General features: G+C 55.6%; 23 protein-coding genes and 1 tRNA gene. 14 read left to right on the top strand and 10 right to left on the bottom strand.

From position 1 onward, the window contains the following. Positions 1-216 precede the first annotated feature (216 nt). Positions 217-636 carry an HIT family protein gene (locus ACR0A2_RS05090; protein WP_171639686.1) on the top strand — a complete coding sequence of 140 codons (420 nt, stop codon included), beginning with the start codon at positions 217-219 and terminating at the stop codon, positions 634-636. Here ACR0A2_RS05090 and ACR0A2_RS05085 read toward each other — a convergent pair whose 3' ends face one another. Beyond that, positions 637-1,059 carry a MerR family transcriptional regulator gene (locus tag ACR0A2_RS05085; RefSeq protein ID WP_480834245.1) on the bottom strand — a complete coding sequence of 141 codons (423 nt, stop codon included), beginning with the start codon at positions 1,057-1,059 and terminating at the stop codon, positions 637-639. It lies immediately after the preceding gene. A gap of 83 nt (positions 1,060-1,142) precedes the next feature. On the opposite strand from ACR0A2_RS05085, the gene ACR0A2_RS05080 reads away from it, so the two are divergent. After that, a complete protein-coding gene (locus ACR0A2_RS05080) occupies positions 1,143-2,084 on the top strand; it encodes a cation diffusion facilitator family transporter (RefSeq protein ID WP_480834244.1) in 942 nt (313 codons plus the stop codon). Between the two features lie 315 nt (positions 2,085-2,399). On the opposite strand, the gene lipB is transcribed toward ACR0A2_RS05080, so the two are convergent. Both lipB and ACR0A2_RS05070 read right to left on the bottom strand, forming a co-directional pair. Further along, positions 2,400-3,056 (bottom strand): lipoyl(octanoyl) transferase LipB, encoded by a 657-nt coding sequence (lipB, locus tag ACR0A2_RS05075; protein WP_171228530.1) that lies wholly within the window; start codon positions 3,054-3,056, stop codon positions 2,400-2,402. Between the two features lie 39 nt (positions 3,057-3,095). Next, the gene (locus ACR0A2_RS05070; protein ID WP_480444817.1) at positions 3,096-3,755 is read right to left on the bottom strand and encodes a DsbA family oxidoreductase; all 660 of its coding nucleotides are present in this window, start codon (positions 3,753-3,755) and stop codon (positions 3,096-3,098) included. 141 nt (positions 3,756-3,896) lie between these two features. On the opposite strand from ACR0A2_RS05070, the gene ACR0A2_RS05065 reads away from it, so the two are divergent. After that, a tRNA-Leu gene (locus ACR0A2_RS05065) sits at positions 3,897-3,983 on the top strand. 4 nt (positions 3,984-3,987) lie between these two features. Here ACR0A2_RS05065 and ACR0A2_RS05060 read toward each other — a convergent pair. After that, positions 3,988-4,197, bottom strand: a complete 210-nt coding sequence (locus tag ACR0A2_RS05060; protein WP_480834243.1) for a hypothetical protein — start codon at positions 4,195-4,197, stop codon at positions 3,988-3,990. 103 nt (positions 4,198-4,300) lie between these two features. Further along, a complete protein-coding gene (locus ACR0A2_RS05055; protein WP_171639684.1) occupies positions 4,301-5,053 on the bottom strand; it encodes a TylF/MycF/NovP-related O-methyltransferase in 753 nt (250 codons plus the stop codon). 567 nt (positions 5,054-5,620) lie between these two features. Here ACR0A2_RS05055 and ACR0A2_RS05050 point away from each other — a divergent pair. Continuing rightward, positions 5,621-6,253: a class I SAM-dependent methyltransferase gene (locus tag ACR0A2_RS05050; protein WP_480834241.1), complete on the top strand. Its 633-nt coding sequence runs from the start codon at positions 5,621-5,623 to the stop codon at positions 6,251-6,253. A gap of 40 nt (positions 6,254-6,293) precedes the next feature. On the opposite strand, the gene ACR0A2_RS05045 is transcribed toward ACR0A2_RS05050, so the two are convergent. Then, positions 6,294-7,391: an acyltransferase family protein gene (locus tag ACR0A2_RS05045; RefSeq protein ID WP_480834240.1), complete on the bottom strand. Its 1,098-nt coding sequence runs from the start codon at positions 7,389-7,391 to the stop codon at positions 6,294-6,296. Positions 7,392-7,708: 317 nt separating this feature from the next. On the opposite strand from ACR0A2_RS05045, the gene ACR0A2_RS05040 reads away from it, so the two are divergent. The 4 genes from ACR0A2_RS05040 (at position 7,709) to ACR0A2_RS05025 (ending at position 13,356) form a co-directional block, all read left to right on the top strand. After that, positions 7,709-9,592, top strand: coding sequence for a glycosyltransferase family 2 protein (locus tag ACR0A2_RS05040; RefSeq protein WP_480834239.1), 1,884 nt, complete (start codon positions 7,709-7,711; stop codon positions 9,590-9,592). A 64-nt stretch (positions 9,593-9,656) separates the two neighbouring features. Further along, positions 9,657-10,358, top strand: a complete 702-nt coding sequence (locus ACR0A2_RS05035; protein ID WP_480834238.1) for a class I SAM-dependent methyltransferase — start codon at positions 9,657-9,659, stop codon at positions 10,356-10,358. 22 nt (positions 10,359-10,380) lie between these two features. Beyond that, positions 10,381-11,433 carry a glycosyltransferase family 2 protein gene (locus ACR0A2_RS05030; protein WP_480834237.1) on the top strand — a complete coding sequence of 351 codons (1,053 nt, stop codon included), beginning with the start codon at positions 10,381-10,383 and terminating at the stop codon, positions 11,431-11,433. A 27-nt stretch (positions 11,434-11,460) separates the two neighbouring features. Continuing rightward, positions 11,461-13,356, top strand: a complete 1,896-nt coding sequence (locus ACR0A2_RS05025; protein WP_480834236.1) for an ATP-grasp fold amidoligase family protein — start codon at positions 11,461-11,463, stop codon at positions 13,354-13,356. A 49-nt stretch (positions 13,357-13,405) separates the two neighbouring features. Here ACR0A2_RS05025 and ACR0A2_RS05020 read toward each other — a convergent pair whose 3' ends face one another. Further along, positions 13,406-13,708, bottom strand: a complete 303-nt coding sequence (locus tag ACR0A2_RS05020) for a DUF6476 family protein (RefSeq protein WP_224855318.1) — start codon at positions 13,706-13,708, stop codon at positions 13,406-13,408. Here ACR0A2_RS05020 and ACR0A2_RS05015 point away from each other — a divergent pair. From ACR0A2_RS05015 to ACR0A2_RS04995, 5 genes are all read left to right on the top strand, one after another. Beyond that, positions 13,707-14,738 carry an RluA family pseudouridine synthase gene (locus ACR0A2_RS05015; protein ID WP_480834235.1) on the top strand — a complete coding sequence of 344 codons (1,032 nt, stop codon included), beginning with the start codon at positions 13,707-13,709 and terminating at the stop codon, positions 14,736-14,738. The two genes, ACR0A2_RS05020 and ACR0A2_RS05015, sit on opposite strands and share 2 nt — an antisense overlap. 145 nt (positions 14,739-14,883) lie before the next feature. Further along, positions 14,884-15,780 carry an RNA polymerase sigma factor RpoH gene (gene rpoH / locus ACR0A2_RS05010; protein ID WP_152457653.1) on the top strand — a complete coding sequence of 299 codons (897 nt, stop codon included), beginning with the start codon at positions 14,884-14,886 and terminating at the stop codon, positions 15,778-15,780. 250 nt (positions 15,781-16,030) lie between these two features. Further along, the gene (locus ACR0A2_RS05005) at positions 16,031-17,005 is read left to right on the top strand and encodes a Gfo/Idh/MocA family protein (RefSeq protein ID WP_480834234.1); all 975 of its coding nucleotides are present in this window, start codon (positions 16,031-16,033) and stop codon (positions 17,003-17,005) included. A gap of 58 nt (positions 17,006-17,063) precedes the next feature. Continuing rightward, positions 17,064-17,333, top strand: coding sequence for a DksA/TraR family C4-type zinc finger protein (locus ACR0A2_RS05000; RefSeq protein WP_480834233.1), 270 nt, complete (start codon positions 17,064-17,066; stop codon positions 17,331-17,333). Positions 17,334-17,742: 409 nt separating this feature from the next. Next, positions 17,743-18,096, top strand: a complete 354-nt coding sequence (locus tag ACR0A2_RS04995) for a hypothetical protein (RefSeq protein ID WP_480834232.1) — start codon at positions 17,743-17,745, stop codon at positions 18,094-18,096. 540 nt (positions 18,097-18,636) lie between these two features. Here the strand turns inward: ACR0A2_RS04995 and ACR0A2_RS04990 are convergent. The 3 genes from ACR0A2_RS04990 to ACR0A2_RS04980 all read right to left on the bottom strand — a co-directional run bounded on the left by ACR0A2_RS04990 (position 18,637) and on the right by ACR0A2_RS04980 (position 21,806). Further along, positions 18,637-20,457, bottom strand: a complete 1,821-nt coding sequence (locus ACR0A2_RS04990; RefSeq protein WP_480834231.1) for a M3 family oligoendopeptidase — start codon at positions 20,455-20,457, stop codon at positions 18,637-18,639. An 84-nt stretch (positions 20,458-20,541) separates the two neighbouring features. After that, entirely contained in the window at positions 20,542-21,516 is a 975-nt protein-coding gene (locus ACR0A2_RS04985; protein ID WP_171639676.1) for an alpha/beta fold hydrolase, read from the bottom strand. Then, positions 21,516-21,806, bottom strand: coding sequence for an SCP2 sterol-binding domain-containing protein (locus tag ACR0A2_RS04980; RefSeq protein ID WP_152457676.1), 291 nt, complete (start codon positions 21,804-21,806; stop codon positions 21,516-21,518). Before ACR0A2_RS04980 ends, ACR0A2_RS04985 begins: the two co-directional genes overlap by 1 nt. A 30-nt stretch (positions 21,807-21,836) precedes the next feature. Here ACR0A2_RS04980 and ACR0A2_RS04975 point away from each other — a divergent pair, with 30 nt between their 5' ends. Beyond that, positions 21,837-22,445 (top strand): tetratricopeptide repeat protein, encoded by a 609-nt coding sequence (locus tag ACR0A2_RS04975; protein ID WP_171116434.1) that lies wholly within the window; start codon positions 21,837-21,839, stop codon positions 22,443-22,445. The last annotated feature ends 10 nt before the right edge of the window (positions 22,446-22,455 follow it).

Raw genomic sequence — 22,455 nt, 5'->3', positions numbered from 1 at the left:
CTTCAATGGCCGAGTTTGATCTGGATCAAGATTAATTGTCGCGGGCACGCGGGCGCCGCACGATTTTCCGGCCTTGAATGTGGGGTATCTGGGCATGGCGGATGAGAATTCAAGCCCGGACTGTCGATGCGGCATGGGCGTTGGCAGAGTTCCGCCTTGACCGTTGCCCGCGCGCGTCTCAGAACTGTGTCAACACCCGCAATCCAGAGGTTTGAGATGGCTGATTACGACCCCGACAATATCTTTGCCAAAATCCTGCGCGAAGAAATCCCGTGCATGCGTGTGTACGAGGATGATGAAACGCTGGCTTTCATGGATATCATGCCGCGCGCGGACGGGCATCTTTTGGTGATCCCCAAAACACCATGCCGCAACGTACTGGATGCCACGCCCGAGCAACTGACGGCGGTTATAAAAACGGTGCAGAAGATGGCCCGGGCGGTCAAGTCCGCATTCGACGCGGACGGGGTGACGATCCAGCAATTCAACGAGGCGGCAGGCGGGCAGGAAGTCTTCCACCTGCATTTTCACGTCCTGCCGCGCCACGAAGGGGTTTCCATGCGCCCGCCGGGCAAGATGGGGGATTTCGAGCTTATCGGTGAACACGCGAAAAAGATCAGCGCCGCTCTCGCCTGATCATTCGGCGCCACGCGGCCCCATGCATTCGCCATGATCCTGAAACGCGTGCAGCACGGCACAGACATGATCGTGCTGCCCGTCGCAGGCCGCTGAAATTCGGGTCAGTTCCGCTTCGAGGTTTTGCAGGCGGGCAATTCGGTCCCGCAGATCGGCCAGTTGTTTTTGGGCAATTTCGTGCGCCCGGTTAAGGTCGCTGCCAGACGCGCCTTCAAGGGACAGCCGGCCCACGACGTCGGCCAGTGGCAATCCCAGATCACGGCAATGGCGAATGAAGATCAGCCGTTTCAACGCGACTTCGTCATACCGGCGTTGATTGCCCGCGGTTCGCTCTGGTTTGGGTAACAGGCCTTTGTCTTCATAGAACCGGATTGTCGGAATTTTCACTCCGGTTCGGCGCGATAAGTCCCCGATCGAATACATTTTTCCGGTTTTGACCTCTTGAACCTCTAGTGGCTAGAGGAATTACATGCTCTGGGAAGCCGTAACAAGGGACATGAAACGATATGGCACACCAGCATTCCCACACCGGGCATGGTCACCAGCACAACCACATTGATCCAGACGCTGGCGATGCGCGCGTCGCCTGGGCGATTGCGGTGAACATGTTCCTGACATTGGCTCAGGTCATCGGGGGCATCATTTCGGGTTCTCTGGCGTTGATTGCCGATGCGCTGCACAATTTTTCGGACGCCGTGGCGCTGATCATCGCGTTTTTCGCGCGCAAAATCGCCCGGCGTCCAGCCGATCCCCGTATGAGCTTTGGCTATGGCCGGGCCGAAGTCGTCGCCGCGTTGGTCAATTACACCACGTTGATCGTGTTGTCGGTCTATCTGTTCTACGAAGGCGTGATGCGGTTTTTTGAACCCGAGCCGATCAATGGCTGGATTGTGGTTTGGATTGCCGCGCTGGCATTGGTGGTCGATCTCGTAACCGCTGCGCTGACATATACTATGGCCAAAGAAAGCATGAATATCCGGGCCGCGTTCATTCACAATGTTGCTGACGCATTGGGATCAGTCGCCGTGATTGTAGCGGGCTCCGCAGTGATCCTGTTCGGCTGGACATGGGTAGACCCGGCGGTAACGATCCTGATCTCGGTCTATATCATGTGGCATGTCAAAGGTGAGATGGGCGAGACGATCCGCGTTCTGATGCTGGGCGCTCCGCCCGACCTGGAACCAGAGCAGGTTGCGGCGGCTATCGAAGAAACAGAAGGGGTGGCGGAGGTGCATCACGTGCATTTGTGGAGCATGCAGGAACGGCAGCCCGCGCTGACGGCTCATCTGGTCATCGATACGAACGCCTGGCCAAATGCCGAAGGGGTGCGGGGCAGTGTCAGGCAAACCCTGCAAGATCGTTTTGGGGTGGGCCATGCGACGCTCGAGCTTGAACAGGCCGACCGCGCCTGCATCGGTTCTTCCCGATTTGGCCACCAGCAAGAATAGCGGCGCCTGAAAGAGAATTGCCGTTCCGATTTGGGGTCGGAACGGCAGACTCGTAACCAAACACTTCTCGGATTTCGAGGGCGAGCCCAGGATCACCGGTTAACATACCACTCACTCTTGATTGGCAGCTCCATATTACTCGTTAACGGAGCCTTTGTATCCACCTGAGTTAAAAAATGCTTAAAGACTTCTACAAATCCACCTAATTCAGGGTTAATTGCCTTACGCATGGGAAACAGAGCCAGCCTGTCATAAGGATTGTTGTTTGCAACAGTGGGGCGCAGCGATTCGCTGCGCAGTGATCGACAGAGGGATTCAGGGTGCCACTGGGCCAAAAACGTCTGCGAAAGTCTTTTTCAGTGCGGCATCAAGGTCTGCCATCGTTACCGGCAAGCCCAGGTCGACCAATGAGGTCACGCCGTATTCGCTTATCCCGCAAGGGACGATGCCGGAAAAATGTTCCAGATCCGGTTCGACATTCACTGAGATCCCGTGAAAACTGACCCATTTGCGCAGGCGCAGGCCAATGGCGGCGATCTTGTCTTCCGCCGGTTTGCCGGTCGCTGTCAACGGCTTGTCATCACGCCGAACCCAAACCCCCACGCGCCCATCACGGATCTCGCCTTGCACGTTGAATTCCGCCAGCGCCGAGATCACCCAGGTCTCCAGCTGTTTCACAAACTGACGCACGTCGCGACCACGTTTGTTCAAATCCAGCATGACATAGGCCACACGTTGACCGGGCCCGTGATAGGTGTATTCGCCGCCGCGTTTGCTTGCGTAAACCGGAAACCGATCGGGGTCGGTCAGATCCTCGATCTTGGCCGACGTGCCGGCCGTATAAAGTGGCGGGTGTTCCAGCAGCCAGACACACTCTTGGGCTTCGCCATTTGCGATTGCGGCGACGCGCGCCTCCATAAAGGCAACGGCGTCGTCATAGCTGGTCAGACCATCGGTGATTTTCCATTCCATGGCGGTCTCATATCCGTCTGAATCGGTCAAGAAAAGGGGTCAGGCGGCCTCGGACAGGCAACGTTGCAGCACCTGGGCATAGGTTTCAGAACCCTGTGCGCCGGTCAGCAGGTATTTCCCGCCAAAAACCATGGATGGCACGCCTGAAATTCCCCGCCTGGTCCAGAACAGCTGCTTTTCACGCACCGGGGCTATGTGTTCTCCGGTTTCAAGCGCTTGTCGCGCCGTATCCGCGTCCAGTCCGATGGATCGAACAACTTCCAGCAGAACATCCATATCGGAGACATCCCGCTGCGCTGTGAAATAGGCTTCGAACAGAGCCAGTTTCAAAGGATGCTGTCGGCCGACTGATTCCGCCCAATCCAGCAACTGATGCGCTGCGAATGTGTTCACCATTCTGCTGTCATCGTCGAAGTTGAAGACAAAGCCGAGCTCGGCCCCGATCGAGGTAAGCTTGTCCCGTGCCTGCTGACTTTGCTCTGCGGTCGAGCCGTATTTCGCCATGATATGTTCACGCAGGTTCTGGCCTTCGGGTGGCATGTCCGGGTTCAACTCGAACGGATGCCAGCGAAGCTGGGCAAGGACACCCTGTTGCTGCAACGCCATGTCAAGCTGTCGAAACCCGACAACGCACCAGGGGCATACGACATCCGAGACGATATCGATCTGAACGATCGGGCGGTTATCGGGCGATGGCATCGTGTGGCTCCTGTCAGGTCAATGGCGTGTTGTCCAGTGGCAGAGATAAGCCCGTGGCGAAGGAATTTAAACCACTGCGTTTTGCCTCTTCACATCGCGCGCACCAACGTCTATACGCCGCTTTACCAAGTCATTGGCAGTGCGGTCGTGGCGGAATTGGTAGACGCGCAGCGTTGAGGTCGCTGTGGGGTAACTCCCGTGGAAGTTCGAGTCTTCTCGACCGCACCAACTCTCAGTGAAAGAACAAGAATTTGAGGGCGGGCGCAAAGATTGCATCCGGTGTGGCGCCCACTGTGCGACGTCCAAAAGGGGTGCCGAAGACGGCTGTACCACGTGAAAGAACTGCTTTCAGAACCTGAATCAGTTCCATGTTTCGGGCGTTCATCGGAATGTTCAGGATTCTGCCCGGTAGCACCTCAAGGGTGTCAGCCTGGTCGGCCATTCTGAAACACCTACAGGCCGCAGCCTTGCTGAGCGTGACGTTTCAGGTGTTCAGGTGACGGGCGCAACCTGACCCATGACCTGAACCCAAGGCCTGGTCCTCTCTAGACCTTTTGGAAATAGACGCCCACGCCATCGATTTCGTTGATCGCGGGTGGCTTATAGCCCACCTCGTCAAGATAATCATGCACGGCCGCTTTGGCTGCGGGAACCACGTGATAGTCGTCAACGATGATCCAACCGCCTTCCGAGACCTTACCGAAAAGGTGCCGCAAAGGATCTATGGTTGATTCATACATGTCGCCGTCAAGACGCAGCACTGCAATCTGCTCACTGGGTACCAGTGGCATGGTGTCTTTGAAGAAGCCTTCAATGAACACGACATTATCGTCCAGGAGCCCGAACTTTTCAAAATTCGCCCTTACAGAATCGGCTGACACGGCCAGAGCGTCGTACTTATGGAAATCAGACCCCTTGTCGTGAGGATACAGTTCTTCATTCGGCTTGGGCAGTCCCATGAAAGAGTCACACAGAACGACACGTCTGTCATTCTGGCCATATGTAAAGAGAACCGCTTTCGCGAAGATGCTGGCACCACCACGCCATACTCCGGTTTCGACAAAATCGCCGGGAACCTGGTTGCCGATGACGGATTCCACCATGGCGCGAACATTGGCCAATCTCTTGCTGCCCACCATAGTGAAAGCAACAGACGGCCAATCCCAGCCGTATTCACGGTTCTTGGAGTCATAATCCGGTTTGGTGTCTCCAAACAGAATTGGTGGGTCTTCGTAGATCGTGCCATCTAGGGCACGGGCAACCGTGGTCAGATATTGTTCCCGAAGTTCCGCGAGCATAGATTATAACCTTGCATAGATGTCTGGCTGGTTCTGACCTCTCTGCTGTGAAGTTTCAACAAGATTCGCTGGAAATCGCCTGCGGCGTTGGATAAATGGAGTCACATTTCCTGTTAACTGTGTTTTTTTTCAACTCAGACGTGCCTTAACCTTCAATTTTGACGTCCAGAGTGAAACATATCTTTTTTGACGCTAAGAATTACGCGAATGTTTGCGCCAACTTCAGCATAAGTCTTGGCAAATAAGGTCGGACCCAACCCATTTGTTAGGTCGTGAAACAACTGCCCTGCGTTTCTTTCTGCATTTGATGTTCAGTAAGCTTGTAAACCCGGGACTTTCAGGTGATGAAGCGGAAATCCATCAGGTAAGGACATAATTGTGAGCAAAATTAGGGAAGCTATTTCAACTGCCTTGCACTCAATTTCAGGCGGTTTGAGAAAGAAGAAAGCCCAACCGATTGCTTAGTCAGAACGGAACAGATGTACCGTTGGTGGCGTCAATTTTTTCGCTACAGTCGATGAGTCTGAATACCACGAAATCACATCGAGCGAAAATGAGTTTCTGCTGGTGAAAACCCGCGAAATGATCGAGGCCGAACTTGATTGTACCTCGAAGATCGATGTTCATAATATCGTCGATATAGGAGTATGGCAGGGAGGGAGCGTCGCCCTCCTAGATTGTGTATTTCGGCCTGACAAACTGGTTGCAGTTGAATATTCGACGCGCGAGCTGCCTCACCTTGACGCCTATATCGAAAGGTATTCGCGGCAGGATAACGTGCGGCTGCACAAGGGGATAAGTCAAGCGGACATCAGTCGGTTCGGCGAATTGCTGGACGCAGAGTTCGGCAACGAGAAGATTGATCTCGTTATAGATGACGCTTCGCGCCAGTATTTGGAAACGATGTTGTCGTTCAACCTCGTTTTTCCGCGCATGTCGGAAGGGGGCATCTTCGTCATTGAAGATTGGCAATGGTCTACGATGGAACCACATTACAATTCCGACCACTTCAAAGGGAAAGAGGGGCTGGCGAACCTAGTGCTTCAAGCGTCATGTCCTGCGCCTGTCGCCCGGACATTGTTCGTGAAGTCATCGTCAAAAATCACTCTGTTATGGTTGTTCGGGCTGAGGCTGAACTGCAAGGCGGCGCTTTTGACATTGCCGAGATCGCCCGCAATCGAGGCGAGGTTGTTCCCCTGATGCTATAGATCCGCATTGTTTTGGTAGGCGTGCTCTGCCGTTACGACGCCAATTGTTGTGAAGCCGGGTTTCTCAAATCAGGCTTGGTTATCCGGCGGGCAAGGCGAATGAATGGAACTTCGACAGCATAATAGATAACAGTCGCAATGGGTATCGCTACGGCGAGGGTAATAACACAGACAATAGGCACCACAAGATTCGGATTGTCCGTAAGTGTTGCGGCCCATCGGGTCAGGTTTGTGTTATAGATAAGAAACGGATGCATCAGATATAGGCTGTAACTGATCTTTCCAAGAAAGCGGGTAAAAGGGTTATAGAGAAAAAAAACGGGTCGAAGTGCCTGCGATAGCGCTAGGCTTGCAAAGGCAAAACCCCAGCCCAAAACCAGTGCGAGTGGCACCGGTTTGAATTGCGATTGCGTCTGATCAATGACCGGCCCAAACAGGTATACGCAAATCAATCCGGCCAGCCCCGCAGCGAGGGCTAAATAGCCAACTGGCCGCTTCAACGACGTAGGTGTTGAACGGTAGATGCACCAAATGATCAGGCCCAACGCAAAATACGGGGCGTTCGTGAAAAAGCTGGTCCAATAGTAGTAGTCTGGCACTTCGCCCTGGCCATTTGCGTTTACTGCCGCCCATCCCAAGCAGGCGATTAATAGGAGAAACACTGCCGCCCATATGTTCCGCCAAACCCAAAGGAAGGGGAATAGAAGATAGAAGATAGCTTCGACTCCGATTGACCAACCCGCCGGAACAAGACTGGTTTGCTCACCGGGAAAAAAACCAAACAGAAATGCCATATTTCTGAAGATAGTGCCCGTTTCAGCTTGGAGACCTATGTATAGCCAAGCAAAAAGCATCAGATAAAAGAGCGGTGCAATCCGAAAAAATCTACGCAAGGCATAGGCCCAGCTTCGATCAAAGGAAACTCCCTTTGGATAAGCCAGCGACATGGACATCGCGCTTATTATGAAGAACAGTGGCACTCCCATCAAAAAATAGTCGACAATCCACTTATTGTAGCTGACACCAAGTGGATGAATTTGCACCGCGTGGACAAACACGACCGCGGACGCAGCGATACCGCGCAGTGCATCAAGGCCATGCGCCCTTTGATCTTTAAGATTACCTGTCATGATCCACTCGAGATACCGCATCCTTGCTGCCAAAAACCTTTGGCGACATTGAACGTCAGCTATAAATGGTTGGCGCCCGAAGGCAATCAAATTGTCGTTTTCAAGCGTAAAGCCCTACGCATTGAACGCTGCCCACGGGGCTGCGATCGTCCGCGGAATTTGGAGTTGGCAGTCAGTGAACTGGAGGGCTCGTCCACTTGCATTGCATTTCCGGGGCCCGTAACAAAGCCGCAGGCAGGGATGCGCGCTATACATCTGCAAAGATGCGTTTTTTCCCGCTATCCTGAATTTGCGGGCCACGGGTGCAGGTAGATGCGATGAGACTTGTCATATCCACGATGAAAGACGAAGGGCCGTTCATCCTGGAATGGATTGCATACTATCTTTCGATCGGCTTCACCCGTTTTATCGTCAATTCGAACGATTGTTCCGATGGCACCGACGCGATCCTCCAGCGATGCCAGGAACTGGGGTTTCTGGCGCATATAGACAATCCCGGCCCGTGGGAATTTGGACCCCAGGCTTCAGCTTATGCAAACGCCATGGAACACCCCTGGTGCAAAGAAGCCGAATGGATATTGGTCTGCGATGTGGATGAATTTCTTGATATTCGCGTCGGCGACGGAACACTGGACGATTTGTTTCGTGCATTGCCGCATGCGGACGGATTTGCCGCAATCTGGCAGCTGTTCGGGCACAACGGAATCGTCGAGTTCGAAGACAGGTTCGTTGTCGAGCAATTCACCCGTGCGGGCGAGCTTGGCGCCGTCAGTCCTCACAACTTGCGGGCGTTCAAATCGCTGTTTCGCAACAACGGATCGTATCGCACAATCAGCACGCATCGACCGCGCGGCCCGATACCCAACAAGGCGGATCGATTTGCCTGGGTCGACGGGGACGGTGATCCGTTGCCGCCGGCCATGCGAAAACGAGGGTGGGCGTATTCATCAACGGGCGCCGGGTTTGGGCGCAGGCTTTTTCGGATGAACCACTATGCGGTGAGGTCCGTGGAAAGCTATCTGATGAAGCGGTTGCGTGGGGATGTGAACACCTCGAGTTTTCATCCGAAGATGGAGGCAACAGGTCAGGCCTACTGGAAGCTGCATTGCTATAACGACATCGAAGAAACCTCGATCCTGTCCAAAGTTGCGCGACTTCGGGAGGTTTATGAAAAGCTGCGATCCGATACTGTTCTGGGGCAATTGCATCATCAGGCAGTTGAATTTCACAAGGAACGTATCGCAAGCCTCAGAAAAACCGAGGTGGCGCAGGATTTTATCGCTAAGTTCAGCCGTTTTCGCAGCGGGCGCTATGTCAAGGCGCTGGACCTCGGCGTGATGGAAGATGGCGATCTGTCTTTCAACGCTGAAATGTACAAGGACCCGGACATCACATTTGCCCAGGTCGCGAAATGGACGCGGCTCGGCAAGATGTCCAAGCCCGAGAACTCCAAGCCATACAATTTTCCTTGGTTCGTTCGGCTCGATGCCCTCGAAACCTCGTTTGATTACGAAGAGGCCGCTGCGCAGCATGCGCAAATTACGGATGCCAAACAGGTTTCGGTGCCGTTCGATCCCAAGGATCCTGTCTACCTGCCTTCTGCCCCTCCGGAAGTTGAAAGAACAAAAGACCAGCGGCAGAGTTTTCTTCGATCAATCAGTGGCAAGAAGAATTGGGTGCTGATCGGACATGTTGAGACTGAAATCATCGAAGAAATACTTGATCTGGACGCTGTCGAGAAATTGACGGTCATAGGACCGTGGGGGCTGTCTTGGGACGGTTTTACATGTCCGGATGCAACTCAGGATCCCGAGCTACAGGCGTTGGATCGCACGTTTTATGCATTGCTGGAATATTTCCGCGACCCCATTCTTGCCGGGCGATTGCATATCTACCGGGCGCTGCCCCCCTTGATGCTGAAGCTGTTTGAAGACGAAAGCGTCGGCGTCGTCATCATCCGCGGGGTGCGGGCAGAGCAGGTGATGACCCAGCTGTTGCGCCGTATCGACCGGGTTCTTGCCCCCGGGGGCAGTATCGCGTTCACATCCTATCGCCGTCACGGAGGCGGGTCGTATACGGGTATGAATACGGCGATAAACAGTTTCCTCGGGCGCAATGCTGCACGATACCGGATAACCAGCTTGCAGCCACCGTGGCTTGGCATCGACAAGTTGCCACCGCTTGGCAAAAAGGACACATAGCTTCTGGTTCTTGAGGCTGTGGCGTGGTAGCCATGGCGCAATGAACAAAACGGGTTTTGAGTGAATGGGATACCCGTCTGCAAGTGAGGTCGAGATGTCGAACGAACCCAAGGTTATCGGTGTTGCGCCCGGCGGCCAGAAGAAACCGAAGGCTGACAAGGCGACCAAACGCAAAAACAGCAAAGAAGCAATCCGCCGAACATTCCTTTCGCGTTTGCCAAAGGGGGGCTTGGCTGTTGAAATCGGTGTCTGGCAGGGTGAGTTCTCTCCGACCATCTTGAAACTGATCGAGCCCAGTCAGCTTTTTCTGATCGACCCGTGGAAGCATATTGGTGAGGAGTCGCACACAACCGCGTTTGTGGGTCGGACCGAAGACGAAAAGATGGAGGCCATCTTCCAGAAGGTCGTAAAGACTTTCGAGGCCGAGATCGAAGAGGGCAAGGTCGGTATTATCCGCGATTTTTCGGTGCCTGCGTTGGAGCTTTTTGATGATGAAAGCATCTCGTTCGCCTATGTCGACGGAGACCATTCGTATGAAGGCGTGACCGCTGATCTGGCCGCTTTGTTTCCCAAGATCAAACCCGGTGGGATCATGGCATTCGACGACTACCACCGCCGCGGCTGGTGGGGCGACGGCGTGATCCGTGCGGTCAACGAGTTTCTGGGTCAGCACCCCCGAGAGTTGCGCATCCGCGCGATTGCCGGCGCGCAGATCGCCATCGAAAAAATTGTCCCGCAAGATGACAGCAAAGGTCAGAACAACTAGGCGGCGGGGATAAGTGGCAGCGATGGAAAAGCCTGAAAAAGTCCTCATCACCGCGATGAAGAACGAGGGTCCCTATATTCTGGAATGGGTGGCCCATCACAAGGTGTTGGGGTTTGACCGGATCATTGTCTACACCAATGATTGTACAGACGGTACCAACCAGGTTCTGAGACGGTTGCAGGACTTGGGCCATGTGGAGTTTCACAGGAACCGGGTTGGAACCGGAGGGATTCATCGGTCTGCGCTGAGACAGGCACGGCGCTTGCCGGTGGTGAAAGACGCAAAATGGATATATGTCGGCGACGCGGATGAATTCCTGAATATTCACGTTGGAAATCACAGGGTTGATGATCTGATCGAGGCAACGCCCGGCGTAGACGTCATTTCCATCCCCTGGAAGATTTTTTCGAACAGTGGTCGGCATGTTATGCGCGATACGCTGGTGACGCGGCAATTCTTCGATTGTGAACTGGATTTCGAACAAGGCGGGGCAGGGCGCCGGTTTGTCAAATCCCTGTTCAGGCAGGGTGATTTCTATCTTCGCTTCGGGTTGCACAACCCGCACCCCCGTCCCGAACTTCAGGCCGGTGTGTTCCGGTCCGTGCCCGGAGGGCACGCCACGGAACCTGCGCCCTTCGGCAACCATGTCTCGCCTCCGTTTGGTTTTGAAGTCGCACAGATCAACCACTATGCCGTCAGATCCACGCAGGCCTATCTGGCCAAGCGCAGCCGAGGTCGGGCAAATCATTCCTCGCAGACACTTGGAACCGAATATTGGGACCGCTGGAACCGTGGCGGTGCCAAGGATGAAACAATCCTGCGGTACAAGGACGAAGTGGATGCGGTGCTGGAAGAGTTTCGCGCCGACGATAGGCTTCGACGGCTGCATAGAAGAGCGTTCCGCTGGCACAAGGCGCTGATCAACGATCTGCTGAAACTGCCCGAGTATGATGAGCTGTACCAGAAACTTCTTGAAAAACCGGCTGTGGATTTTGTCGCAAAGGACCGTGGCGTAAGGGAACGCCTGTCGTCCAGCGCGCCGTCTTCGACTGACGAAAACCGGACAGACTCCTGACAAAACAGCCCCTGGAGAAATAGACGAATGGTTGCGGATCACTCTCTTCCGACGATTGGGATGCTGTGGATGGAAGGCAGCCTGAGCTTTCTGGAGCAGATGTGCATGCTGTCATTCGTCGAATGCGGGCACAGGGTTGTTTTGTTCCACTATGGGCAAGTCGACAACGTTCCGGATGGTATCGAACTGGTGTCGGCAAACGAAATCCACGAGCCCAAGCAGTTCATCGTAAACAACCAGTTCAAGACGCCCGTGCCCCAATCCGATATCTTCAGATTGCATCTGATGAAGAAAACGGACTTTCTGTGGTGCGACACGGATGTGTTGGCGCTTGCCCCGATACCAAGGGCAGATCATGTCTTTGGGTTTTTCAACCGTGATACCATCTGCAATGCCGTCATGCGGCTGCCATCCGACAGCCCCACGTTGAATGCGTATTCCGAATACTGCCAGGATCCCTATCCGATCCGCCCCTGGGTTGAAGGGGAAGAACGGAAAGAATTGGAACGCCTGAAACAGGCTGGGGAGTTGCCGCATGCGTCAGATCAGGAACACAGCGTCTACGGCCCCGGTGTCATGACGTGGTTTCTGCGCCACCACGACGAACTTAAACATGCCAGCCCCATACCGGTCTTTTATCCTTTGCCTTTCAGACGGGCAGGACAAGCCAATGATATTCACGTCCGAGAGTTCAGGGACGCGTATATCAAAGAGGAAACGCTTGCCGTACATCTGTGGGGGCGTCGGATGCGATGGTGGATTGCAAACGGGATCAAGCGGCATTCGTTTCTGGACCGACGTCTGAGGAACCTGGGGGTGAGACCGGGCGACGCGCCTTTGCCGCGCCACGGCCGTGGGGGCCTCAAACCGGTGGAGTTTCCGGCAAACCTGCCCACCTTGCGCGCTACGACCGAAGAAATCCACGACGCCACCGGCGGCGTCGTGTCCGTTGCTCTGCTTTCTGACAGGGAAGACTATCTCAAGGCGGCACAGGCTGATCTCGACGCAATTGCAGCCGACAATCTTCATGGCGCCAACACCCCGCCACGCGTCGGTTTTTCGCGCGGTTGGGAACACTATGGCAGTGATCCTGCGCGGCTGAATGCGCTTGGTATGTCTTTGTACAACTATGCGGATAGCCATCGGTCTCTACCCGATCTGCGCGCGCCAAAGACATTCGCCGAAAAACTGGTGGTCATGAAGCTGTTTGGCGAAGTCCCTGATGGGTTGATCTCTGACCGGTCCAAATTCGTGGGCCGCGCCTCGGAACTGCTTGCCTGCCCACAGCGCATGTGGGAGGCGCACATTCCGGCGTTGCCCGAAACACTCGACCTCGGGCCCGGCCAGTATTGGTTGAAAGGAACGATGAGCCATGGTCACAAGCTGGCCCTGTCGTTCCCGCTGGATGGCACGCAGCGCGACGATGCCAACCAGAAACTGGCCGCGTGGCACAAGACAAAAACGCCCGAAGGGTTCTGGACAGGCGAATGGTGGCGCGCCACGCAAAAGCCCCTCTATTACATCGAAGAAGACTTGTCCGCCGGGGATCGACAGGCCGGCACCTGGAAATTCTGGGTGATCGCCGGACGCGTGCAGCTGGTGCAGGTTGACCGTGACCGGGGGCGTGGGCGCATCCAGATGCTCCATGATCGCGACTACGATTACCTTGCAGACGAGTTGTATTCACCAACCAGCAACACCGTCGAACCCCGACCCGAGCGCTTTGAAGACATGATCCGGATCGCTGAAACCCTGGGGCAAGACGTTGAATGCGCAAGCGTAGAGCTTTTCACGGTTGGTGACAGGATTTGCTTGGGTGACATCATGTTGGCGCCGGTGTCGGGCAAGCACAAGATGCGGTCGGATGCGCTGGATCAGCGTCTGGGTGCTGCGTGGACCGGAACTCGGCTGTTTCCCGGCTGAGGCTGGACGATCCCCGGATCTTTCGTGCCGCCGGAACAGGTGGCAGGGCCTATTCGACCGCGATTTCCTGGCGCAGTTTTCCAGTTGTTTTGTCAAAGATCAGAATGCGATTGTCATCGGTTGCGACGGCATACCAGTTTGACCCGATGGTCAGGGCCTGCGCCCGGGCGCCGTCGGGCAACTCGATCTGATCCGGCAAGGTGGGTGTGCGGTCCGATAGGCGGATGACAATCAGGGCGAATGTCACTAGAACCCCGCCAATCATCACCGCGGTCAACAGCATGACCATCCGCCGCAGCAATCGCAGTTGCGGAGTTTCCTGCGGTTCTTGAGGTTCGGAAGGGACAGTCATGGGCACCCGCCAGATTGAGTTTCAGATCGCGGCCGATCCGCCGCCTCGCCTTGATAAGGCGCTTTCCCGCGATGTGCCAGACGGGGAAAACCTGTCGCGCACCAGACTTGCGCGTCTGATCGAAGGGGGCGCGGTGCAGATCGACGGTGCCGAGGCGCGCGACCCCAAGGCCAAGGTTGCCGAAGGGGCACGGGTCACGATTGCCGTGGCCGAGGCCGAAGACAGCCATATCGGCCCCGAGGACATCCCGCTGGAGGTCGTCTTCGAGGATGCGGACGTAATCGTCGTCAACAAACCCGCAGGCATGGTCGTGCACCCTGCGCCGGGATCACCCAGCGGGACATTGGTGAATGCTTTGCTCCACCATTGCGGAGACGATCTGTCGGGCGTCGGCGGGGTGAAGCGCCCCGGTATCGTGCATCGCATCGATAAGGAAACCAGTGGTCTTCTGGTGGTCGCAAAGTCAGACGCGGCGCATCACGGTCTGGCCGAGCAATTCGCGGCGCATAGCGTCGAACGGTATTACCGTGCGGTGTGTTACGGGGTGCCGGATGCCAACGATCCTCGGTTGCGCGGTGTCAAAGGGATCAGCTTTGAACCCGGCAACATCATGCGCGTCACAACGCAACTTGCGCGACACAAGACCGACCGTCAAAAACAGGCGGTTCTGTTTCATGGCGGGCGGCATGCCGTGACACGCGCACGCGTTGTCGAGACATTTGGTGTGCCGGCGGGTCTTGCCCTGATCGAGTGCTGGCTTGAAACCGGCCGAACGCATCAGATCCGCGTTCATATGGCCCACGCAGGGCACGGGCTGGTGGGCGACCCGGTTTATGGCGGCAAGCGCAAGCTGTCCGCCAAAGCGTTCTCCGCCGACGCCGCTTTTGTAGGCGCTTTTCCCCGTCAGGCGCTTCATGCTGCTGTTTTGGGATTCGAGCACCCTGTCACCGGTGAATCCCTGCGGTTCGAGGCCGATTTGCCGCAAGATATGCAATGCCTTGTCGAACGTCTGCGCACACCGCTGTCATAATAAGCAAACTCCTGTGAAAAAGGGCTTTTTACCTTTTCTTAACGTAAGATTAATTCCAGACTGTTAGCAGCACCTCTTGAATGGGAAGGGTTCCTTACCCATATCCTATGTTAAACATCTAAACATTTGTCGGAGGGACACAATAATGGCAAACTACGCAAATCTTCCCGCACCGACGCCCGAGGGCGGCCTGAATCGCTATATGCAGGAAATCCGCAAGTTTCCTCTGCTGGAGCCGGAAGAAGAATACATGCTGGCCAAACGCTGGGTCGAAGAGCAGGACACCGAAGCCGCGCACAAGATGGTAACGTCTCACCTGCGTCTGGCGGCCAAGATCGCCATGGGCTATCGCGGCTATGGTCTGCCGCAGGCCGAAGTGATTTCCGAGGCCAATGTGGGCCTGATGCAGGCGGTCAAACGGTTTGACCCTGAAAAAGGCTTCCGTCTGGCGACCTATGCCATGTGGTGGATACGTGCCTCGATCCAGGAATACATCCTGCGGTCCTGGTCCCTGGTGAAACTGGGCACGACCTCGGCGCAGAAAAAGCTGTTCTTCAATCTGCGCAAGGCCAAGGCCCGCATCGGTGCACTGGAAGAGGGCGACCTGCGCCCTGAAAACGTCAAGAAGATCGCCACTGATCTGGGTGTGACCGAAGAAGAAGTGATCAGCATGAACCGCCGGATGTCCGGTGGCGATGCGTCCCTGAACGCCACGGTCGGGTCCGAAGGCGAAGGCACCATGCAATGGCAGGACTGGCTTGAGGATGAGGATGCCGATCAGGCCGGTGATTACGAAGCACGCGATGAACTGGAAGCACGTCGGCAATTGCTGGCGGCGGCTTTGGATGTGCTAAATGATCGGGAAAAGGATATCTTGACCCAGCGCCGTCTGATGGATCAGCCTGTCACGCTCGAGGAGTTGAGCACTCAGTACAACGTAAGCCGAGAGCGCATTCGCCAGATCGAAGTGCGCGCGTTCGAGAAGCTGCAAAAGAAAATGCGGGATCTGGCGCGGGAAAAAGGCATGCTGGGCGTCAGCTAACAGTTGCGCCCCTGCTTGCCTCGCAGGAAGATTCTTTGCGTTCAAGCAATAACGGAAAACGCCCTCTGATGATCAGGGGGCGTTTTTTGCGAATGTTGGCGGAAACTGAACCAAAGCCCTGAATCAATGGCTGAAGGTCGAAAGCTGTGTTAGAAAAAGACGTGTTTTGTCTTTGATTTCGCAGCAGAACGAGCGCTGGTGACCCCTCGGGAAGCGCGTAATTTGAAACAAGCCGAGTACGGAGGGCGCAATGCAAAGACCGGTTCAATTTGGTGTATTGGGTGCCGCGAAATTTGCCCGCGAATACATGGCCCCGGCGATACATGCCGCAAATGGCGCGCGCTTGGCCGCGCTGGCAACCTCGGATGCCGCAAAAGCAGAGCCGTTTCAGTCCTTTTGCCCAGATTTGCAAGTATTTGACAGCTATGATGCGTTGTTGGCAGACGCCGGAATCGACGCAGTCTACATCCCGTTGCCCAATCATATGCATGCGGAATGGAGCCTTAAGGCTTTGAGCGCTGGTAAGCATGTTCTGTGCGAAAAGCCCATGACCATGAAGGCGGATGAATTCGACGCATTGATCCAAAAGCGGGACGAAAGCGGCCTGCTGGCCGCCGAGGCATACATGACCGTCCATCACCCTCAATGGCAGCTTGCAAGGAAACTGATCGCTGATGGTGCCATCGGCAATTTGGTACATGTGACCGGTGCATTCAGTTTCGACAATCGCTCTGACACTCGGAACATTCGAAACCGTGCGGAAACGGGCGGCGGAGGATTGCGTGACATCGGGGTCTACGTGATCGGTGGAGCACGCTTTGCAACCGGGCAAGAGCCTGTATCGGTGCAATCCGCGATCCGTTGGCAGGATGATATCGACATCTTCACTGAAATTCGCGCGCAGTTCCCTGGATTTACCTATTCCAGCTATGTGTCCATACGGATGCATCCCCATCAAGAGATGGTATTTCACGGCGAAAGCGGTTTGATCCGTCTGACGACCCCGTTCAATGCGCGTGTGTTTGGCGAGGCTCGGGTTGAGCTGCACCGGCCGGGGCTTGAAGTTCAGGTCATTCGCTTCCCCGGAGCAGACCATTACAAGTTGCAGGTCGAGGCCTTTTGCCGATCAATCAGGGATGGGGCGGAATATCCTTGCCCTTTGGAATTCTCACGCGGGACGCAAGAGGTGATTGATCGTGTATTCGAGGGCGCGGTTTCACTGTAACTTGCGTTGCGGCCAACGGCTCAGCTATCCTGAGTTTCACAATTTCAGGAGATGACCGATGGCCGGAGGTTGGGCACGCGACGGCGCCGTGAGCGAACAGATCGAAGCGTCGATCTCAGATGAACTGGCGCGGATGCAGGCGCAAAAGCGGCCCCAGGGCGAAAGCCTGACTCATTGTGCCGAATGCGAAGAACCCATACCGGAAAAGCGTCGCATCGCGTTGCCGGGGGTAAAGCTCTGCCTGGATTGCCAGCAAGAGCGGGACGGCGCGTTCAAGGCGCGCGGCGGTGTCAATCGGCGGGGGTCGAAAGACAGTCAGTTGAAGTGATCTTGGTATGACCGTTGTGAGCCCCGAGTGGCGTTTCGTTGTGGTGCAACCAATGTCGGCTTATCATTATAGAGCAGTATCTTAGAAAGTCTTAGGATGGTACTTTCCGATGATAAACCATCAGAGTGGAAACTCAGCTGCCAAGAGTCTGACCAGCTCGGTCGTATGTTGCAACGCTGGCGAATTCATAGCAATGTTCCCAGTTAAAGTGTTTGAGTAATAAATGCCTTAGTGAAAAAAGGAAGTATTTGACGTTGTGGGCCACGGTACTAAACGCATAACCACCGCTTTTGAGCTTCAGCGTCGGCGGGACCATACATCACTAATGGTTCTGTCTGGCATTGGCACTGCGACTGGAGGTTCGTTCTCAATCAACTCGATACAGGAAATGCTGACCAAAAGGTTTCCCATGCTGCGCGAGGCCTTTCCGCAATATGATGAATACTTGATGCTATCGGGCTGGCTTGCTTTCGTCGCCGGATTGATTTTTTTGATTTATCCGGTGGCCTTTTCGGTTTGGGTTGCCCGTTCTCTCGTAGCCATGAGTCTGTTGTTTTTGGTTGCCGCAAGCTATGGTATCGCTTCGTACTCTTTCATAGCGTTCACTATTGCATATTGGCTATTGCTCGTCGTGGCTCTCGGAACTCAAGCGCAAGTTCTTCCGTTCTCGCTTAGGCGCACGCTGTTGGATGGGCCAATTGTGATCGTACTAATGGTCACACAGCTGGTCTGGGCGAGCATTGAGTATTTCTCGTTAATTTAGGAGGTTCGAATGAGCAACAAGCAGCTTTTCCGCGAATTATCATGCCCAAACTGCGGCGACATTGGGAGCCTTCAACTAACGGCGGTCGCCAATATTTCGCCAAAGAATAATACGGAAGCAGAACCAGCGAGTGAGCACTCGCCGCAACAGACGGTGTCCTGCTCTAGATGCAGCTTCATCACAATTCTGGTCAAGTATACGTGCGACAAAGAGTGTTGCGCACCCAAAGGTTACAAAGCTTGTCCGCTATGTCGGACAGGCGCCTCAACGGACGAGCAATGCTTCTTATAAAAAGGTCAAGCGGCGAACCTCCGAAGGGTCGAATTGGTTGTAATCGCTAGCTGAAAGGACGACTCTTCGCGCCTTTTCTTGGCCTTCATGTGATCCACCATTCTCGGTTATTTCCGAAATGCCGAATTTCAGGTAATGCCCGCTTGGTTGCGCGCAGCGGGCATTCAAGGTCTCCTTGGGCGCGACATTGCCGGGTATGGCAAGTTTTTTGCCACAAGGAAGATGTCGCTACCCTCTGTTAAGGGCGTCTCAGCCCTCCATCGCCTCCAACTCGTCAATGAAGCCCGAGATCATCGACAGGCCCTTGTCCCAGAATTTCGGGTCGCTGGCATCCAGCCCGAACGGGGCCAGCAGTTCTTTGTGGTGCTTTGATCCACCTGCGCGCAGCATTTCGAAATACTTGTCCTCGAAACCTTCGGCGCCGCTTTCATAGACCGAGTATAGCGCGTTCACCAACCCGTCGCCGAAGGCATAGGCGTAAACGTAGAAGGGCGAATGAACAAAGTGCGGGATATAAGCCCAGAAGGTCTCGTACCCGTCCATGAATTCGAATGCCGGGCCAAGGCTTTCGGCTTGAACGCTCATCCACAGGGCATTGATGTCATCTGGGGTCAGCTCCCCCTCGCGGCGGGCGGCGTGCAGTTTGCATTCAAAGTCGTAGAAGGCGATCTGGCGGACCACCGTGTTGATCATGTCCTCGACCTTGCCGGCCAGCAGAACCTTGCGCTGTTCGGGCGTTTCGGCCTGGTCCAGCATCTTGCGGAAGGTCAGCATCTCGCCGAAGACGCTGGCGGTTTCGGCCAGTGTCAGGGGCGTCGAGGATAGCATCTCGCCCTGATCGGCGGCCAGCACCTGATGTACCCCGTGGCCCAGCTCGTGCGCCAGGGTCATCACGTCGCGCGGCTTGCCCAGATAGTTGAGCATCACGTAAGGATGCACCTCGGTCACAGTGGGATGCGCGAAGGCGCCCGGGGCCTTGCCGGGTTTAACCGCCGCGTCGATCCAACCTTTCGAGAAGAACGGCGCCGCGATGTCGGCCATGCGAGGATCGAAGGCGGCATAGGCCTCCATCACGGTTTTCTCGGCGTCCTCCCACGACACGGTGCGGGTGTCTTCCATCGGCAGCGGCGCATTGCGGTCCCAGACCTGCATCACATCCAGCCCCAGCCACTTGCGCTTGAGCTCATAGTACCGATGGCTGAGTTTGGGATAGGCGGCCACGACCGCCTCGCGCAGGGCTTCGACCACTTCGGGTTCGACATCGTTCGACAAGTGACGCCCTGTTTGCGCGGTCGGCATCTTGCGCCAGCGATCGACGATTTCTTTTTCTTTGGCCTGCGTGTTGTGGACACGGGCAAATGTTTTGATGTTCTCCTGAAACACGCGGGCCAGTTCGCGCGCCGCGGCTTCGCGCTTGGACCGGTCCTGTTCGGTTAGGAGGTTCAGGGTGCCTTCGATGTTCAGTTCGTCGCCGTCCACCGTAAAGGTCAGCCCGGCGATGGTTTCGTCGAAAAGGCGCTCCCACGCGTCGCCGACAACGCCCAGATCGTGCAGGAATTTTTCCAGCTCGTCAGACAGCTGATAGGGCTTCATCGCGCGGATGCGCCGGAACACGGGCTCGTATCGGGCAAGATCTGGGTTGGCAGCAAAATGCGCCCCAAGCACATCATCTTCGATCCGGTTGATCTCGAGCGTGAAAAACACCAGAGGCGTCGTGAACACGGTGATCTTTTCCTGCATGTCCGACAGGAACTTGGCCCGCTCTGCGTCGGTGGTCAGTTGGTAATAGCGCAGACCGGCAAAGGACATGATACGGCCTGCGACGGCGTTGATCTTTTCATTGCGCTGAACGCAGGCCAAAAGGGCCGCGGCGTCCAGCTCTGCCAGCTTGCCTTCATAGTCGGCAGCAAAGGCGGCACATTCGCCTTCCAGCCAGTCCAGGTCGCGCGCCAGTTCGGGCGCCTCTTCGGATGTGTAGAGATCCGTCAGATCCCATTCGGGAAGATTGCCCAGATTGTCGGCACCGCCCATTGCGTTTGCGTCACGGACGGGAAAGGGAAGGTCGCGCATGGATCACCTTTTGTAGACTGCTTTTGCAAACATCTAGGGTTGGCGCGCGCGGATCACAAGCGGCCAATCCCAAGGTGAAAAGGTTTACGTGGAAACCAGCTTGGACGCCCCGTTTGATTGGTTGGCCCGGAAATGCCTGGCAAGCTGGTCCAGAACCGGGCCCCGAACGTCCGGTGCTTCCATCAGCACTTCATGTTCACCGTTCGGGATTTCGATCAATGTACCATTCGGCCAATTGGCCATGCGCGCCCGTATGGCCTTGCGATCGACGATTTGTTCGTGGCTGCCCAGAAAAGTCAGACAGGGTGTTTTTGGGGCGGGCTGTTCCATCAACCATTCGCATTCGTCCAGCGACTCGCGCAGCCAGCGGTTGGAAGGGGCACCAAGAGCCAGTTCGGGATGCGCATTCAGCTGATTTTGCATCATCCGGTACATGTCCGGGTCGCGGGTCAGCATATTCCCGTCGAAAGGTTGCGACAGGACATAGCTTTCAAGCGTCGTGGTCGGGGGGGTGCGTTCGCCAAGGCCAAGCGCGGTGCCCCAATACGCTGTAACGCGGCTCAGAGGTTTCATGACCGGAGTGAAGAAAATTCCCCACATCGGGCCGGTGAACGCGCACGCGGCAAAGCACCCTTTTTCGATGACGGCACGCAACCCGATGGCACCGCCCATCGAATGCCCGACGACATACCACGGCTTGGGCAAATCCAGAGCGTTCGCAAGGTCCAGGGTTGACTGAACATCATATTGGTAATCGGTGAAATGATCGACATGGCCGATGCGTGGGTTGTCCAGCAACCGATCCGCAAGACCCTGACCGCGCCAGTCCACGGCCAGCATCGCAAAGCCGCGCTTCGCGAATTCACCGGCGGTACTGCCATATTTTTCGATATATTCGGTGCGTCCGGGGAACATCATGACGGTGCCATGTGCGCCATCATCCGGAAGCCAGTGACCCACGCGAATGCGTTTTTGGTCAGACGTCGTCAACCAATGGGCCTTTCCACCGGCAGGTCCGCCGGCCACGTCTTCAAAAAAGGGGGCCGGCGACAACTCCATCAGGCCAGCACCGAGGCAAGCTTCATGGCAACACCCATGTCGCCGTCAATGCTCAGCTTTCCGGACATGAACGCGCCGGTCGGATTCAGCTCACCGCTGAGGATCTGTTCGAATGTCTCTGCATCAGCGCTCATGGTGACACTGGCCTCTTCATCGCTGACCCGCGCACCGTTTTCGTCCAGAACGATCGAACCCAGATCGGTGATGGCGAACTTGGCCGTGTCATCAAACGCGCCGCCATCCAGTTTTTCATTCAGTGCGGCAGCCGCCTTTTCAAGAGTCTCGCTCATGCTTTTCCTCATATTGTTAGTGCGCCGTGAATGGACATCCCCGGTCGCAACGCTACACTGCCTATTGTTATGAGCATTGCAATTCACAATCTCAAAGGTACCGTTGCGGCACTTTTTGTCCTAGTCACGTTTTCCACCAGTTGTTTCGCGCAGCAGGCGGATTCACGGGACGAGGATGAGTTGCTGCAAAAACTGGCGCAGTCGACCCCGGAACAGGCAATTGCACTGGATCGGCAGTTGCAGGCGCTGTGGTCGCAATCGGGGTCTGCGTCGGCTGATCTGCTGCTGGAGCGGGGACGCGAGGCCTTGGATGAGGGCGACGTCGACGCTGCTCTGGATCACCTGACCGCGCTGACGGATCACGCGCCTGATTTCGCCGAAGGCTGGCATCTGCGCGCATCTGCCTTTTTCGGGGTCGAGCGATTTGGTATGGCGGCCGCCGATCTGGAACATGTGCTGACGCTGAATCCAAATCACTATGAGGCTATTTACGGTCTGGGTCTGATCTTTGAAGTTATCGGGGAACCTCGGAAAGCCTACGAGGCTTATTCTCGGGCGTTGTCTATACATCCTCATCACGAAGAAGTAACCAATGCCGTGAATCGGCTGAAGCCTCAGGTTGAAGGCAAGGCGCTGTAAGGCTCGGGGC

The sequence above is a fragment of the Ruegeria sp. H8 genome, assembly GCF_056532905.1.
The sequence above is the reverse complement of the archived record's forward strand: the minus strand, read 5'-3'. Positions and strand labels throughout refer to the sequence as shown.

Bases quoted from the DNA above. Each gene is read 5' to 3' on its own strand.
- ACR0A2_RS05000 (WP_480834233.1), top strand. From the start codon at position 17,064: ATGGCCGGAGGTTGGGCACGCGACGGCGCCGTGAGCGAACAGATCGAA.
- rpoH (WP_152457653.1), top strand. From the start codon at position 14,884: ATGGCAAACTACGCAAATCTTCCCGCACCGACGCCCGAGGGCGGCCTG.
- ACR0A2_RS05025 (WP_480834236.1), top strand. From the start codon at position 11,461: ATGGTTGCGGATCACTCTCTTCCGACGATTGGGATGCTGTGGATGGAA.
- ACR0A2_RS04990 (WP_480834231.1), bottom strand. From the start codon at position 20,457: ATGCGCGACCTTCCCTTTCCCGTCCGTGACGCAAACGCAATGGGCGGT.
- ACR0A2_RS05030 (WP_480834237.1), top strand. From the start codon at position 10,381: ATGGAAAAGCCTGAAAAAGTCCTCATCACCGCGATGAAGAACGAGGGT.
- ACR0A2_RS04985 (WP_171639676.1), bottom strand. From the start codon at position 21,516: ATGGAGTTGTCGCCGGCCCCCTTTTTTGAAGACGTGGCCGGCGGACCT.
- ACR0A2_RS05090 (WP_171639686.1), top strand. From the start codon at position 217: ATGGCTGATTACGACCCCGACAATATCTTTGCCAAAATCCTGCGCGAA.
- ACR0A2_RS05055 (WP_171639684.1), bottom strand. From the start codon at position 5,053: ATGCTCGCGGAACTTCGGGAACAATATCTGACCACGGTTGCCCGTGCC.
- ACR0A2_RS05035 (WP_480834238.1), top strand. From the start codon at position 9,657: ATGGGATACCCGTCTGCAAGTGAGGTCGAGATGTCGAACGAACCCAAG.
- lipB (WP_171228530.1), bottom strand. From the start codon at position 3,056: ATGGAATGGAAAATCACCGATGGTCTGACCAGCTATGACGACGCCGTT.
- ACR0A2_RS05005 (WP_480834234.1), top strand. From the start codon at position 16,031: ATGCAAAGACCGGTTCAATTTGGTGTATTGGGTGCCGCGAAATTTGCC.
- ACR0A2_RS05085 (WP_480834245.1), bottom strand. From the start codon at position 1,059: ATGTATTCGATCGGGGACTTATCGCGCCGAACCGGAGTGAAAATTCCG.
- ACR0A2_RS05015 (WP_480834235.1), top strand. From the start codon at position 13,707: ATGGGCACCCGCCAGATTGAGTTTCAGATCGCGGCCGATCCGCCGCCT.
- ACR0A2_RS05020 (WP_224855318.1), bottom strand. From the start codon at position 13,708: ATGACTGTCCCTTCCGAACCTCAAGAACCGCAGGAAACTCCGCAACTG.
- ACR0A2_RS04975 (WP_171116434.1), top strand. From the start codon at position 21,837: ATGGACATCCCCGGTCGCAACGCTACACTGCCTATTGTTATGAGCATT.
- ACR0A2_RS04995 (WP_480834232.1), top strand. From the start codon at position 17,743: ATGCTGCGCGAGGCCTTTCCGCAATATGATGAATACTTGATGCTATCG.
- ACR0A2_RS05045 (WP_480834240.1), bottom strand. From the start codon at position 7,391: ATGACAGGTAATCTTAAAGATCAAAGGGCGCATGGCCTTGATGCACTG.
- ACR0A2_RS05080 (WP_480834244.1), top strand. From the start codon at position 1,143: ATGGCACACCAGCATTCCCACACCGGGCATGGTCACCAGCACAACCAC.
- ACR0A2_RS05040 (WP_480834239.1), top strand. From the start codon at position 7,709: ATGAGACTTGTCATATCCACGATGAAAGACGAAGGGCCGTTCATCCTG.
- ACR0A2_RS04980 (WP_152457676.1), bottom strand. From the start codon at position 21,806: ATGAGCGAGACTCTTGAAAAGGCGGCTGCCGCACTGAATGAAAAACTG.
- ACR0A2_RS05070 (WP_480444817.1), bottom strand. From the start codon at position 3,755: ATGCCATCGCCCGATAACCGCCCGATCGTTCAGATCGATATCGTCTCG.
- ACR0A2_RS05060 (WP_480834243.1), bottom strand. From the start codon at position 4,197: ATGGCCGACCAGGCTGACACCCTTGAGGTGCTACCGGGCAGAATCCTG.